This window comes from Corynebacterium sp. BF-R-2 (assembly GCF_024586525.1).
In the GTDB taxonomy this organism is placed as follows: domain Bacteria; phylum Actinomycetota; class Actinomycetes; order Mycobacteriales; family Mycobacteriaceae; genus Corynebacterium; species Corynebacterium singulare.
In genome coordinates this window covers 164,129-177,204 of the sequence record NZ_JAMFTP010000006.1, presented here as the reverse complement: position 1 = coordinate 177,204, position 13,076 = coordinate 164,129, and the positions used below count along the sequence as shown (strand labels likewise).

Annotated in this window: 12 protein-coding genes, 5 tRNA genes and 1 rRNA gene; 5 read left to right on the top strand and 13 right to left on the bottom strand. The window is 59.0% G+C overall.

Annotated elements, in window-relative coordinates:
* The 3 genes from M5J09_RS05890 to ramA all read right to left on the bottom strand — a co-directional run.
* Nucleotides 1-215 (bottom strand): 16S ribosomal RNA (locus tag M5J09_RS05890); the annotation flags it as partial.
* A gap of 603 nt (nucleotides 216-818) precedes the next feature.
* Complete coding sequence (gene murA / locus M5J09_RS05885) at nucleotides 819-2,087, bottom strand: UDP-N-acetylglucosamine 1-carboxyvinyltransferase (RefSeq protein ID WP_042533432.1); 1,269 nt, start codon at nucleotides 2,085-2,087, stop codon at nucleotides 819-821.
* 21 nt (nucleotides 2,088-2,108) lie between these two features.
* Complete coding sequence (gene ramA, locus M5J09_RS05880; RefSeq protein WP_039676486.1) at nucleotides 2,109-2,948, bottom strand: acetate metabolism transcriptional regulator RamA; 840 nt, start codon at nucleotides 2,946-2,948, stop codon at nucleotides 2,109-2,111.
* Nucleotides 2,949-3,200: 252 nt separating this feature from the next.
* On the opposite strand from ramA, the gene cysK reads away from it, so the two are divergent.
* Nucleotides 3,201-4,139, top strand: a complete 939-nt coding sequence (gene cysK / locus M5J09_RS05875; protein WP_308937010.1) for a cysteine synthase A — start codon at nucleotides 3,201-3,203, stop codon at nucleotides 4,137-4,139.
* 110 nt (nucleotides 4,140-4,249) lie between these two features.
* Nucleotides 4,250-4,813 carry a serine O-acetyltransferase EpsC gene (gene epsC, locus M5J09_RS05870; RefSeq protein ID WP_257157271.1) on the top strand — a complete coding sequence of 188 codons (564 nt, stop codon included), beginning with the start codon at nucleotides 4,250-4,252 and terminating at the stop codon, nucleotides 4,811-4,813.
* Here the strand turns inward: epsC and M5J09_RS05865 are convergent.
* The 5 genes from M5J09_RS05865 to M5J09_RS05845 form a co-directional block, all read right to left on the bottom strand.
* The gene (locus M5J09_RS05865) at nucleotides 4,810-5,103 is read right to left on the bottom strand and encodes a GNAT family N-acetyltransferase (RefSeq protein ID WP_168162209.1); all 294 of its coding nucleotides are present in this window, start codon (nucleotides 5,101-5,103) and stop codon (nucleotides 4,810-4,812) included. The two genes, epsC and M5J09_RS05865, sit on opposite strands and share 4 nt — an antisense overlap.
* Nucleotides 5,104-5,186: 83 nt before the next feature.
* A tRNA-Phe gene (locus M5J09_RS05860) sits at nucleotides 5,187-5,259 on the bottom strand.
* Between the two features lie 20 nt (nucleotides 5,260-5,279).
* Nucleotides 5,280-5,353 (bottom strand) — tRNA-Asp (locus M5J09_RS05855).
* Nucleotides 5,354-5,651: 298 nt separating this feature from the next.
* Nucleotides 5,652-5,728, bottom strand: a tRNA-Asp gene (locus tag M5J09_RS05850).
* Nucleotides 5,729-5,760: 32 nt separating this feature from the next.
* A tRNA-Glu gene (locus tag M5J09_RS05845) sits at nucleotides 5,761-5,836 on the bottom strand.
* A gap of 84 nt (nucleotides 5,837-5,920) precedes the next feature.
* Here M5J09_RS05845 and M5J09_RS05840 point away from each other — a divergent pair.
* Complete coding sequence (locus M5J09_RS05840; protein WP_070537272.1) at nucleotides 5,921-6,253, top strand: metal-sensitive transcriptional regulator; 333 nt, start codon at nucleotides 5,921-5,923, stop codon at nucleotides 6,251-6,253.
* 41 nt (nucleotides 6,254-6,294) lie between these two features.
* Here the strand turns inward: M5J09_RS05840 and M5J09_RS05835 are convergent.
* Together M5J09_RS05835 and M5J09_RS05830 are read right to left on the bottom strand one after the other, a co-directional pair.
* Nucleotides 6,295-6,367, bottom strand: a tRNA-Lys gene (locus tag M5J09_RS05835).
* An 85-nt stretch (nucleotides 6,368-6,452) separates the two neighbouring features.
* Nucleotides 6,453-7,955 (bottom strand): acetyl-CoA hydrolase/transferase family protein, encoded by a 1,503-nt coding sequence (locus M5J09_RS05830; protein WP_042532177.1) that lies wholly within the window; start codon nucleotides 7,953-7,955, stop codon nucleotides 6,453-6,455.
* Between the two features lie 210 nt (nucleotides 7,956-8,165).
* On the opposite strand from M5J09_RS05830, the gene dusB reads away from it, so the two are divergent.
* Both dusB and phoU read left to right on the top strand, forming a co-directional pair.
* Nucleotides 8,166-9,311 carry a tRNA dihydrouridine synthase DusB gene (gene dusB, locus M5J09_RS05825; RefSeq protein ID WP_042532179.1) on the top strand — a complete coding sequence of 382 codons (1,146 nt, stop codon included), beginning with the start codon at nucleotides 8,166-8,168 and terminating at the stop codon, nucleotides 9,309-9,311.
* Between the two features lie 84 nt (nucleotides 9,312-9,395).
* Nucleotides 9,396-10,124, top strand: a complete 729-nt coding sequence (phoU, locus tag M5J09_RS05820; RefSeq protein WP_257157270.1) for a phosphate signaling complex protein PhoU — start codon at nucleotides 9,396-9,398, stop codon at nucleotides 10,122-10,124.
* Between the two features lie 152 nt (nucleotides 10,125-10,276).
* Here phoU and pstB read toward each other — a convergent pair whose 3' ends face one another.
* Genes pstB through pstC form a run of 3 tightly spaced genes read right to left on the bottom strand, consistent with a single transcriptional unit; the run spans nucleotide 10,277 to nucleotide 13,070 of the window.
* Nucleotides 10,277-11,050, bottom strand: a complete 774-nt coding sequence (pstB, locus tag M5J09_RS05815; protein ID WP_239181155.1) for a phosphate ABC transporter ATP-binding protein PstB — start codon at nucleotides 11,048-11,050, stop codon at nucleotides 10,277-10,279.
* Between the two features lie 39 nt (nucleotides 11,051-11,089).
* Nucleotides 11,090-12,007, bottom strand: coding sequence for a phosphate ABC transporter permease PstA (gene pstA / locus M5J09_RS05810; protein WP_239181156.1), 918 nt, complete (start codon nucleotides 12,005-12,007; stop codon nucleotides 11,090-11,092).
* A gap of 13 nt (nucleotides 12,008-12,020) precedes the next feature.
* Nucleotides 12,021-13,070, bottom strand: coding sequence for a phosphate ABC transporter permease subunit PstC (gene pstC, locus M5J09_RS05805; protein ID WP_239181157.1), 1,050 nt, complete (start codon nucleotides 13,068-13,070; stop codon nucleotides 12,021-12,023).
* Nucleotides 13,071-13,076 lie beyond the last annotated feature (6 nt).

The following is a 13,076-nucleotide window of genomic DNA, read 5'->3' as shown; positions in this document are numbered from 1 at the left end:
GAAAAAACTTTCCAACCACCACACTAAAGGCAGTTCCTATCCGGTATTAGACCCAGTTTCCCAAGCTTATCCCAGAGTACAAGGCAGATCACCCACGTGTTACTCACCCGTTCGCCACTCGAGTACCCCAGCAAGCTGAGGCCTTTCCGTTCGACTTGCATGTGTTAAGCACGCCGCCAGCGTTCGTCCTGAGCCAGGATCAAACTCTCCACAAAAAAGGCCGTGAAAAGCCCAAACCTAGACAAAAAGACAAACCAACACAAACAACACCACCACAAAAGCAGCATCATCTGAACTGGCACATCCAAAAATTACATAAAGAAAAAATCAACAACCAACCCCCAACCCGACGGGGATACAGGAGGCTGGCCACGTTAGAAGATTTAAATCAATACGCCCAAACAACTTACTGTTATTTACAATGACGCCGCTTGAAAAAGCGCCATCCGGCATACACCAACCATGCCGCACACACAGCACAACACAGCCAGAACAATAAAAACCAACCAACACAAAAAAGTACATTGGCACACTATTGAGTTCTCACACATCATCCGCACACCACAAGAAAATTAACCAAACGTTAACCTCCCGCAAGCGGCCCGAACAAGCCTACCCAACCAACCCACACAAGTCAAAACCAACCCAGCAGGCAGCCAAACAAACCGTCCAGCATCTACCACCAGTTAACCTCCCGGCTACCTCGCGGCGACCCGCATAAATATACGCACACCCCCAACAAACAACAAATCCCCAGTACAACCGTGGGGTTGGACCGGGGAGACGTCGCCAAGCAATGCCCTTTAGTGCACTGCTTTTTAGTAGAGCGTTTCCTCTTGAGTGCGCTCGATAGTGGCGCCCAGAGCCTGGAGGTTCTCGACGAAATTGGGATAACCGCGGTCGATGTGGAAGACATCGTGCACCGTCGTTGTCTCATCAGCGCACAAAGCGGACAGTACAAGACCCGCTCCAGCGCGAATATCGGAACTCCACACATGGGTAGAAGACAATCGCTCCTGACCACGGATCACCACATGGTGGCCGTCGACCTGTGCATCCGCACCGAGACGCAGCATCTCATCGACGAACCGAAAGCGAGACTCAAATACATTCTCCGTGATGATGGAAGTACCCTCCGCGACCGCGGACAGACCAATGGCTATGGGCTGAAGATCCGTGGGGAATCCTGGATACGGCAACGTCTGATAGTCCACGGCAGAAGGCCGACGGTTCATGCGCACGCGGAAGCCATTGACGTAGGCGTCAACATCAGCACCGGCAGACTTGAGTTTCTCCAGGGGGAGGTGGAGGTGCTTCGGTGCAATACCGCCGACAGTAATGTCACCCTGCGTCATCACCGCCGCGTAGGCCCACGTACCGGCAACGATGCGGTCACCGATAACCTCATGTTCGGTGGGGTGCAGCTTCTCCACTCCCCTAATGGTGATAGTGGATGTACCTTCACCTTCAATATCCGCACCCATCTGCTTGAGCATGAGACAGAGATCCACAATTTCGGGCTCGCGGGCAGCGTTGTGCAGTTGCGTTTCACCCTCAGCGAGGACCGCCGCGGTCAAGATGTTCTCTGTTGCACCGACCGAAGGGAAGTCAAGCTTGATGCTGGCTCCACGAAGGTGTTCGGCCTCAGCAACAACAGCGCCGTGTTCAATACGGGTTTGGGCGCCGAGCTTTTCCAAGCCGGATTGGTGCATATCAAGGGGGCGAGAGCCGATGGCATCACCGCCGGGAAGCGCCACTTTGGCGTGGCCACACCGCGACGTGAGGGGGCCGAGCACACACACAGATGCGCGGAACTGACGCACGGCGTCGAAGTCCGCGTTGGAATGGAGCTCGGCGGGAGTCGTAATGCGCACCGTGTGTCCCTCAATCTCCACCGAGCAGCCAAGGCCCTCGAGGACCTTGCGCATGAGGGGGACATCGAGAATCTCAGGACAGTTGGTCAGCGTGGTGGTGCCTTCCGCCAACAACGCTGCAGCCATAAGCTTCAGCACACTGTTCTTGGCACCGTCCACCTTGACGGTGCCGTGCAGGCGCGCCCCACCATTGACAATAAATTGGTCTTTCACGCCCACCCAACTTACCTATGATCAGGGCAGCGCGCCGATACGGCGGGCTGCATTCACCGCTTCATAACGGGTATGAGCTCCGAGTTTACGCATGACAGAGCGCAGATAAGACTTCACGGTCTCGGCACCGATTCCCATCTCCTCGGCCGCTTCCACGTTGGTGTGGCCAAGAGCCACGCACGAGAGAACATCGAGCTCGCGGGCGGACAGCTTAGTGGACTGCTTGACGCGGACTGGGGAAACCATCTGGTCACACAGAGCCTCAAGTTCCTTGCGCAAATCCTCATCAGACACGCGGTTAGCCAGCATGCGCAGCTTAGAGTGCGTAGAACGCACCTGCTCCCACTCGGCACCGTTCATGACGTGGCCGCGGGCAGCGCCACCCTTGCCGCCATCAGCACGGCGAAGTGCAGAGTTCACAGCGAGATCCTGCTCGAGGCAGCGAGCGGTCATGGTGACCTCTTCAATGACTTTGTCACCCAAGCGCACCGGGGAATGGACGCCGACATAGAGGACGCCGCGGATCTCACGCTGGACAGTCACAGGCACTGCCACAATGGAGTGCAGGCCTTCGTCCTGAATGTAGCGGTCATTCTCATGGCTAATCGTCGTGGCACGGGTGTAATCAGAAACACCGACTGCCCGGCGGGTGCTAACTACGCGCCCGCCGACGCCCACGTTGGCGTCGATAACCAAGTTTTGCAATGCCGGAGTACGCAGGCCTACCCACTGGGTAATCTGCAAGCGATTATCCGGCAGCAGGGTTCCGTACATAGTGACGGGAATACCCGTAGCAGTCTTCAGCGACGACAGCGCTGCGCGTACAGCCTCGTCATCATCCTTGAGTCGATGCGGCTCCATGAGACTCTCTCTTACTCGGGGGTAACCAGCAGGTGCACCCAAATCCCCCGCCGTAAACGGGGGTAGGCGAACACTGTTTGTGAAGTATAACCGGCCGACGGGGGTAATTCTAAATCGCGCCACGCAGCTCGCCGCATCCAAATCCCACACCCGATGCCCGAATGCTCTGTTCAGAATTTATATACCACTTTGTCTACTAGCGGGGTGTAAGGTGTCTGCTGTACGTCAGAACAAATTTATGAGGGAGTCCACATCGTGACTGTTTACAACAACATTCTGGAGACCATCGGCGGTACCCCGCTCGTGCGCCTTAACCGCCTGACCGAGGGCCTTGGCGCTGAGGTGCTGGTCAAGGTTGAGTCTTTTAACCCAGCAAACTCTGTGAAGGACCGCATTGCCAAGGCGATTGTCGACGCTGCCGTGGAATCCGGCGAGCTCAAGCCGGGCGGCACCATCGTAGAGGCTACCTCCGGCAATACCGGTATCGGCCTGGCTCTCGTCGGTGCGGCACAGGGCTACAAGGTCATCCTTACCATGCCGGAAACCATGTCCAACGAGCGTAAGGTGCTGCTCCGCGCCTACGGCGCTGAAATTGTCCTGACTCCGGGCGCTGCTGGCATGAAGGGTGCAGTAGAAAAGGCAAACGAAATTATTGCCGAAACCCCGAACGCCATCCTGGCCTCCCAGTTCGCTAATGAGGCTAACCCAAAGGTCCACGAGGCGACCACCGGCCCGGAGATCTGGGATGACGCTGAAGGCAAGGTCGACGCCTTCGTTGCCGGCGTCGGCACCGGCGGCACCGTCACCGGTGTCGGCCGCTACCTGCGTTCCCAGAACCCGGATACGTACCTCGTTGCTGTCGAGCCTTCCGATTCCCCGGTTCTGTCCGAGGGCAAGGCTGGTCCGCACAAGATCCAGGGTATCGGCGCCAACTTCGTGCCGGAGGTTCTCGACCGCGAGATTCTCAACGAGGTTCTCACCGCAACCACCGAGGAATCCGTCTCCACCGCACGCAAGCTCGCTACCGAGGAAGGCCTTCTCGTGGGCATTTCTTCCGGCGCCAACGTCTCCGCTGCCCTGAAGCTGGCTGCACGTGACGAGTTCAAGGGCAAGACCATCGTGGTGGTTGCTCCGGACTTTGGTGAGCGCTACGTCTCCACCATCCTCTTCGAGGACATCCGCGAGGCCTAATCGGTAGTGGTCGCAACACGTACCACCACGCTGCGACCTCTCATAGTTAACAATGACAAGCGCCCTCTGTGCTAGGGGGGCGCTTTTTCTTTCTAGATAGGATGGTTCGCATGCACATTTTGAGGATGATCCGCGAAGACCTCGCCAATGCCCGCGAGCATGACCCGGCGGCGCGTGGCGACATCGAAAATGCTGTAGTTTATTCCGGCCTTCATGCCATCTGGTCACACCGTATTTCGCACCGAATGTGGAAGCGTGGATGGCGAAGCCCGGCCCGAATTTTAGCGCAAATAAACCGCTTCTTTACCGGCGTTGAAATTCACCCCGGCGCCACCATTGGTCGCCGCTTCTTCATCGACCATGGCATGGGAATTGTCATTGGTGAGACTGCTGAGATTGGTGATGGCGTCATGCTTTATCACGGTGTGACGCTGGGCGGCCAGGTGCTCACGCAAACCAAGCGCCACCCCACCATTGAGGACAACGTCACGATTGGTGCGGGCGCCAAGGTACTCGGCCCTATCACGGTGGGCGAAGGCTCGGCTGTGGGCGCTAACGCCGTCGTGACGAAGGATGTGCCGCCGAATCACATCGCCACGGGAATCCCTGCCACCAACCGCCCTCGTAAGAAGGAAGAGTGCATCAAGCTGGTGGACCCGGACTACTACATCTAGAGGTTGCCCTCACGAGTGGTGAGCGGCTGGTATTCGGGGTTCTTCGCAATGAAACCGGCCACTGCGCTGCACGTGGGGACAACCTGGCGAGCAGCGGTGGAGTCATCATCCAAAGCAGCCTTGATAAGAGGCTTGGACAGTCCCTGCCCTTGGAAGGCCTCATAGATTTCGGTGTGGTGGAATTCGCGTGTTGTCGCAGTATCGGCGTACTCGGCGAAGCCTGCCTCTTCGCCATCGACGGTAATAACGAAACGGGACTGATCGGTTTGGTGCGCAACTGAAGTAGTCATAGTCCCCATTAAACCAAAAAAGCAGTACGGGACAATCAAACAACAAAAGAACCCCCTCCATTTCTGGAAGGGGTTTTCTCTTGTGGCCAGAGCCAGGATCGAACTGGCGACCCCACACTTTTCAGGCGTGTGCTCTACCGACTGAGCTATCTGGCCAGAAGCCACAAGGACTTCGGCGACCCTGACGGGACTTGAACCCGCGACCTCCGCCGTGACAGGGCGGCGCGCTAACCAACTGCGCCACAGGGCCATTTTTAATTATCTCTTGTGCGCTGGGCACGAATAAGTACTCTACACAAGGGTTAAGAAACTCACCAAATCAGCACGTCAATAGAACTTTTCGAAGGTTTCCAACCATTGTCGTTGCACCGCTGTCATTCGCCCTAGACCTAAAACTCTTCCCCGATAGAGGAACCACCCCTTAAGCCGCCCGCAAGGAGTTAGTCGATCCTCCGCCATCTTCTTCCCCAACCGCAGATCGTCGAACAACAGAAAACGACTCACGCCCCGAAGCTCGTCATACACAACGATGCTTCGGGGCGTGCCGATGGCGACCCTGACGGGACTTGAACCCGCGACCTCCGCCGTGACAGGGCGGCGCGCTAACCAACTGCGCCACAGGGCCAAATATTCACATATCTACCAACACAGAGGTGTTGGTACCCCCAACGGGATTCGAACCCGTGCCGCCGCCGTGAAAGGGCGGTGTCCTAGGCCGCTAGACGATGGGGGCCCGTTGCCGTTCAGGCAACTTCGTAAAAATATACTGGAGATATCCTCAGTTGACCAAATCGCCCCGACAGAGAGGCAGAAAACCATGGCTGAACAGCGCGAAACCTGCTCGTGCCACGAGCCCGGTGTGCATGGCTATAACTCCGATAGTGAGCAGAAGGCTAGATATTTGGCCCGCCTCAAGCGCATCGAAGGCCAGACTCGCGGTATTCATCGCATGATTGATGAAGACCAGTACTGCATTGACATCATCACCCAAATCTCAGCGGTAACCTCTGCCCTCGAGAACGTCTCCCTCGCGCTCCTTGAGGACCATATTGAGCACTGTGTGGCCGGAGCTGCCGCCGAAGATGAGCATGTGGCCGCAGAGAAGCTTGAGGAGGCTATGCGCGCCATTCGGAAGCTGGTCAAGAGCTAACCGGTAAAACTGGAAAGAGCCGCCCGAAGGCGGCTCCACCGTGGGCCCTGCGGGGCTCGAACCCGCGACCTGCGGATTAAAAGTCCGTAGCTCTACCAACTGAGCTAAAGGCCCAACGCCCTTCCATAGTAGTCGGTGGGCTTGAAGAAAAGGAAATGGCCCCCACTTCAGCAGTGAAGGCCACGGTAGAGCGCGCTTATTAACCGCGCATGTCACCCTTCTCCATGAAGTTCACCTGGAATTCAAAGGCGGTCTTCAGGTCGTGCGGGGTGTGCTGGAACTTGTTTTCCTTCGCACGCTCGAAGTACTCCTCCAGCAGCGGACGGTAGTCCGGGTGAGCCACGGCGATGACCTTCTCCACACGCTCCTTCGGGGCCAGGCCACGCAAGTCGGCAACACCGTACTCGGTGATGATGACCATGGTGTCGTGCTCAGTGTGGTCGGTGTGGGACACGAACGGAACGATGGCGGAGATTGCACCATCCTTAGCTACCGACGGGGAGACGAAGGTGGAGATGTACGCGTTACGGGTGAAGTCACCGGAGCCACCGGTACCGTTCATGATGCGGGAGCCGGAGACGTTGGTGGAGTTGATGTTGCCGTAGATGTCGCCCTCAATCATGCCGTTGGAGGAAATCAGGCCCACGCGGCGGATAACCTCCGGGTGGTTGGACACCTGCTGCGGGCGCAGGATGATGTGCTTGGCGTAGCGCTCAGCCTCAGCGTTCATCTTGTCTGCGTACTCCGGGGACAGCGCGAAGGAGGTAGCGGAAGCGACGGTCATCTTTCCAGCGTCAATAAGGTCGAGCATGCCGTCCTGGATAACCTCGGTGTACGCCTGAATGTTCTCAAACTTGGAGTCCAGCAGGCCGGCCATCACGGCGTTCGGCACGTTACCCACGCCGGACTGCATGATGAACTTGTCATATTCGAGGCGACCAGCGGCAACCTCGCCCTCAAGGAACTCGATGAAGTTTGCAGCGATCTTCTCGGAGATCTCGTCCGGAGCCTTAAACGGTGCGTTGCGGTCTGGGGCGTCGGTCTTGACAACGGCCACGACCTTCTCTTCCGGAATCTCAATGTAGGTGGTGCCTACGCGATCGGCCGGCTTGGTGATCGGAATCGGCTGACGGTTCGGCAGCTTTTCAATCTTGTAAATGTCGTGCATGCCCTCGAGGTTCTCGGACTGCCACTCGTTGACCTCGATGATGATCTTGTCAGCTGCATCGATGTACTCAAGGTTGTTACCCACGGCGGAGGACGGAACGATGTTGCCGTTTTCATCGATGCGCACGGCCTCAATGATCGCTACCTGGAAATCACCGTAGAAGCCCTCTTCGACCTGCTGGCCCGAGTGGGACAGGTGGATGTCCTGGTAGAGGGCCGAGCCGTCGTTAAAGCGGTTACGCAGAGCCGGATCGGAGTTGTACGGGGAACGGAAGCGGATGGCGTTGGCCTCTGCCAGCACACCATCGCAATCCGGAGCGGTGGAGGCGCCGGAGAATACATCAATCTTAAATTCCTCGCCAGCCTCGTGAGCAGCCTTAGCCTTCTCAGCAATAGCGGTGGGCAGGGCCTTGGGGTAGCCGGCACCGGTAAAGCCGGAGATACCCACACGGTCACCGTGATTGACAAACTGTGCAGCCTCGTCAGCGCTCATAACAAGCTTCTCAAACGGCGCGTACGCGATTCTCTCAGACATTAAATCCTCCTTTGTGTACGGAAAGGGCCTAGGTTACGGCGCTATCCACTTAGTTACATGCACCACATTAGCGAATGTGTGGAGAGTTTACCGCACTCTTCGCAAAACTGTGCATCCCCTCTCTGTCCCCGATTCCCACACTGTGCCCGAGCCAATCGTGGCCGCGCGCCAATTTGCCACCCCACCCTCCTACCGCGCACAATGAGCTGCGTGACTCTTGCGATCGGAAAAATTCAGCTCACTTCCCCCGTTGTTCTCGCCCCCATGGCTGGCGTGACCAACGTGGCTTTTCGCGTGCTGTGCCGCGAGCAAGAGATCGAAAAAACCGGAACCGTATCCGGACTCTATGTGTGCGAAATGGTTACTGCCCGAGCACTCGTGGAGCGCAACCCGAAAACCATGCATATGACCACCTTCGATCCGCAGGAGAATCCGCGCTCCCTGCAGCTGTACACCGTGGATCCGGAGTACACCTATAAGGCTGCGAAGATGATTGTGGATGAAAATCTGGCGGACCACATTGACATGAACTTTGGTTGCCCGGTGCCTAAGGTGACACGCCGCGGTGGCGGCTCGGCTCTGCCGTATAAACGTCGCCTTTTCGGCAATATTGTGGCAGCAGCGGTTAAGGCCACCGAGGGCACCGATATCCCTGTGACGGTGAAGATGCGCGTGGGCATCGACGATGAGCACCACACACACCTTGACGCGGGACGCATTGCGGTGGAGGAAGGGGCGTCGGCAGTCGCTCTCCACGGCCGCACCGCAGCACAGCGCTACTCCGGCCATGCTGACTGGAACGAGATTGCACGCCTCAAGGAGCACCTGGCCGATACCGGTATTCCGGTGCTGGGCAACGGCGATATCTTCAAGGCCAGCGACGCCCACGCCATGATGGCGCAGACCGGCTGCGACGGCGTCGTCGTCGGGCGCGGCTGTTTGGGTAGGCCGTGGCTGTTCGCGGAGCTGTCCGCACACCTGCGCGGCGAACCAGTCCCGTCTGAGCCCACGCTCGGCGAGGTCACCCGGATCATGACCCGCCACGCGGAGCTCTTGGCGCAGCACGAGGGCGAGCGCCAGGCCAGCCGCGATATCCGTAAGCACATTGGCTGGTACCTCCGTGGATTCCCTGTCGGCGGCGAGGTTCGGGCGGGTCTCTCGCGCGTTAATTCCCTTGAGGATCTGCGCGAACTCCTCGCACCGTGGTCCGACTCGCCTGCGCTTGCCGACGACGCCGATGGTGCCCGTGGCCGCCAAGGATCCCCCGCCAAGGTAGTCCTTCCTGAGGGCTGGCTCGACGATCCGGAGGATGCGACTGTGCCCGAGGGTGCAGAGTTGATGCACTCTGGCGGCTAATAGAGGGTCACCAAAAGTTGCACATACCTCCCTGCAGAGTTCTTCACCGAGCGCTAGACCAAAAAATCAGTTAGGCTACAGGCCATGCGCGCCGCTTACCGTGAACAGCTGGATAACTTTGCCCATGACCTGATCATCATGAGCGATACTGTCCACAAATTGATGACTCTAGCCTCCCAGGCCCTGCTTGAGGGCGCCCTCCAGCCAGCCGAGGAGGCCCTCTCACTGCGCGAAGACCTCGATGAAGTGCGCGAACGCTGCGAGGACCGCGCGGTCTCCCTCTTGGCCTTGGAGAACCCCATGGCCAAGGATCTCCGCCAGGTCATCTCCTCTATCTACATCGTGGAGGATTACTACCGCATGGGCCGCTTAGCCCAGCACATTGCCACGAGCGCACGCCGCCGACACCCTGAGATCGTCGTTCCCACGGAAATTTTGGGTTTCTTCGAGGAGTACGCGCGCCTCGTTCTGGACATGTCCTTGGGCCTCAAGGAGCTCCTCATCACCCGCGACCCGGAACTCGCGCTGCATCTCACCGAGGACGACGACGCCGTTGATGACATCAACCACCACCTGTTGCGCATGTTGACCCAGCGTGAGTGGAATGGCTCCGTCCGCCAGGCAGTCGAGACGTCGCAGCTTTCTCGTTACTACGAGCGCTTCGCCGACCACTGCGCATCCGCTGCTGGCCGCATCATTTACCTCGCCACGGGTTTGGATCCTGAGCGCTACATGCACAAGCGTGATGAAGAAAAGCGCGAGGCAGACATGGAGGCCCGTATGGCTGAGCTCGAGCGCCAGTTCCACCGCTAACAGCGCTAGGTTGTTCGCACGGCTCAGCCTGGGAAACGCCGCACAGCATCTCGCACGTTCCGCCCACAACGAAGCCACAACGACCCAACGGCCCCCTCCTAGACCTTTGAGGTCCGGGAGGGGGCCGTTGCGGTGGAAAGAATCTCTGCGGCTTAGCCGAAGCGGCCGGAGATGTAGTCTTCGGTGTCCTTCTTGGACGGGTTCTCGAAGATCTTGGTGGTGTCATCGAACTCCACGAGGTGGCCCGGCTTGCCGGTGGCCTCCAGGGAGAAGAAGCCGGTCTTATCGGACACACGGGCTGCCTGCTGCATGTTGTGGGTCACGATAACGATGGTGAAGTTCTCCTTCAGCTCGTGGATGAGGTCCTCCACGGCCAGGGTGGAAATCGGGTCCAGCGCGGAGCAGGGCTCGTCCATGAGGAGGACTTCCGGCTCCACGGCAATCGCGCGGGCGATGCACAGACGCTGCTGCTGACCACCGGAGAGGCCGCCGCCCGGCTTATCCAGGCGGTCCTTGACCTCGTCCCAGAGGTTAGCGCCGCGCAGGGACTTCTCGGCAACTTCCTTGAGCTTCTTCTTGTTCTTCTCGCCGGACAGCTTCAGGCCGGCAACGACGTTGTCCTCGATGGACATGGTCGGGAACGGGTTAGCCTTCTGGAAGACCATGCCGATGGTGTTACGAACAGACACCGGGTCCACCTTGGGACCGTAGATATCCTGGCCGTCCAGAAGAATCTGGCCCTTCACGTAAGCACCCGGAATGACCTCGTGCATGCGGTTAATGGTGCGCAGCACGGTGGACTTACCGCAGCCGGACGGGCCAATGAACGCGGTGACGGCCTTCGCTGGGATCTGCATGTTGACGTTCTGTACGGCGTGGAAGTCACCGTAGTAGATGTTCACGTCATTGAGCTCAAGCTTGGACATGAGTAATGCTCCTAGTGTGTAAGTAGAGAGTGGTTACGGTTACTTCTTGACCGAGAACTTCGCCGAAACGATGCGCGCGGCAATGTTGAGGACGGCGATGAGGATAACCAGCGTCAGCGCGGCACCCCACAGCTTGTCCAGCACGGCAGGCTGTGCACCAGACTTGTACATGTCCAGCATCATCAGCGGCAGGGAGGACTGTGCGCCCTTGAACGGGTCCCAGTGGATGGAAGACGTGGAACCGACCAACACCAGGACCGGTGCGGACTCACCCATGATGCGGGCCACGGCCAGCATGATGCCGGTGACGATGCCGGACAGGGCGGTCGGCAGAACGATGCGGGCGATGGTCTTCCACTTGGGAACGCCCAGCGCGTAGGACGCCTCACGCAGGTCCATCGGGACCACGCGGAGCATCTCCTCGGTGTTGCGGACAACAATCGGGATCATGAGCAGCACCAGCGACAGGGCCACGGCCATGCCGGAGCGCTTGAAGCCAAAGATGGTAATCCACATGGCGAAGATGAACAGCGCCGCAACGATGGACGGGACACCGGAGAGGATGTCCACCATGAAGGTGGTCAGACGGCTCAGGAGGCCGCCCTTGGAGTACTCCACCAGGTAGATGGCGGTGAAGATACCAATCGGCACCGAGATGATGGTGGCGATGATGGTCTGCACGAAGGTACCGATGATGGCGTGGGCGGCACCGCCGCCAGCCTCGGTATCGAGAATGCCGCGCTGGGAGCTGGTCCACCACTCCGGCGAGATGACTGCACCGGCGCCGCGGGCGATGAGCTCATAGAGAACCCACAGCAGCGGGATCATGGCGATGATCATGGTCACCCACACCAACACCGTGGCGACGTTGTTGGTGGCCTTACGGCCGGCGGAGATATCCAGGAAGGTCGGGCCGGAGGAGGCCGGGACGGAATTGGTAGTCGTAGTCGTAGTCATTCTTCGTCCCTCCTTACTTGCTCTTCACGATGGAGCGGGCAATGGCGTTGACCAGGAAGGTCAGCAGGAACAGCATGAGGCCTGCGGCGATGTAGGCACCGGCGCGCATCTCATTACCAAACTCGGCGGCTGCCAGGGCGATGGCGGTAGCGAAGGTCGTACCACCGTCGAACAGGGAGAAGCGGAAGTCCACCAGCGGGGAGACGACCATGTAGAGAGCCATGGTCTCACCCAGCGCACGGCCCAGACCCAGCATGGAGCCGGCGATGTAGCCGGACATACCGAACGGCAGGACGGTCATGCGGATAACTTCCCAGCGGGTAGCGCCCAGCGCCAGCGCGGACTCGACCTGGCCGGGAGGGGTCTGCACGAAGACCTCGCGGGCGGTGGCGGCGATGATCGGCAGGATCATCACGGCCAGCACGATGCCACCGGTCAGGATGTTGCGGCCAGTCGCAAAGTTCGGGGAGTTGTCGTAGACCTTGAACAGGAAGAATCCGCCAGCCCAGGAGTGGATCCAGGTGTACAGGCCGGACAGTGCCGGGCCGAGCACCTGCCAGCCCCAGAGGCCGTACACGATGGACGGCACAGCGGCGAGCATGTCCACCAGGAAGCCGAGCGGCTTGACCAGCTTGGCCGGGGCGTAGTTGGACAGGAAGATGGCGATACCAAGTGCGACTGGCATCGCGATGATGAGCGCCACCACGGAGATGAGAACGGTGGAGCCGAACATTGTCGGGATACCGAACTTCATGGCGTCGGTGTTGGTGGTCTCCCAGCGCTCACCGTAAGTGAAGAAGCCCCACAGGCCGCCCTCGTTGACGGCGAGGGACGGCACTGCCTGCAGGATCAGGAAGGCTGCGATGGCAGCGATCATCACCGTAATCAGCGTCGCGGAAGCGGTGGAGAGGAACTCGAATACGCGGTCGCCCGGGCGCTTAACGCCGGACTTCACAGCGGGTTCGGTTGCTACGTTGGCATCGTTCTTCGACACTGCCGGCTGGGACGTTGCGATAACGTCCTCCTCGGCTGACGACGCCGTAGTGAGATTGTTGTCTGCCATGAGACT

Coding starts and splice junctions, on each gene's coding strand:
- pstB (WP_239181155.1), bottom strand. CDS start 11,050: ATGTCCAAGCTTGAGCTCAATGACGTGAACATCTACTACGGTGACTTC.
- pstA (WP_239181156.1), bottom strand. CDS start 12,007: ATGACTACGACTACGACTACCAATTCCGTCCCGGCCTCCTCCGGCCCG.
- pstC (WP_239181157.1), bottom strand. CDS start 13,070: ATGGCAGACAACAATCTCACTACGGCGTCGTCAGCCGAGGAGGACGTT.
- epsC (WP_257157271.1), top strand. CDS start 4,250: ATGCACATTTTGAGGATGATCCGCGAAGACCTCGCCAATGCCCGCGAG.
- phoU (WP_257157270.1), top strand. CDS start 9,396: ATGCGCGCCGCTTACCGTGAACAGCTGGATAACTTTGCCCATGACCTG.
- M5J09_RS05865 (WP_168162209.1), bottom strand. CDS start 5,103: ATGACTACTTCAGTTGCGCACCAAACCGATCAGTCCCGTTTCGTTATT.
- M5J09_RS05840 (WP_070537272.1), top strand. CDS start 5,921: ATGGCTGAACAGCGCGAAACCTGCTCGTGCCACGAGCCCGGTGTGCAT.
- ramA (WP_039676486.1), bottom strand. CDS start 2,948: ATGGAGCCGCATCGACTCAAGGATGATGACGAGGCTGTACGCGCAGCG.
- M5J09_RS05830 (WP_042532177.1), bottom strand. CDS start 7,955: ATGTCTGAGAGAATCGCGTACGCGCCGTTTGAGAAGCTTGTTATGAGC.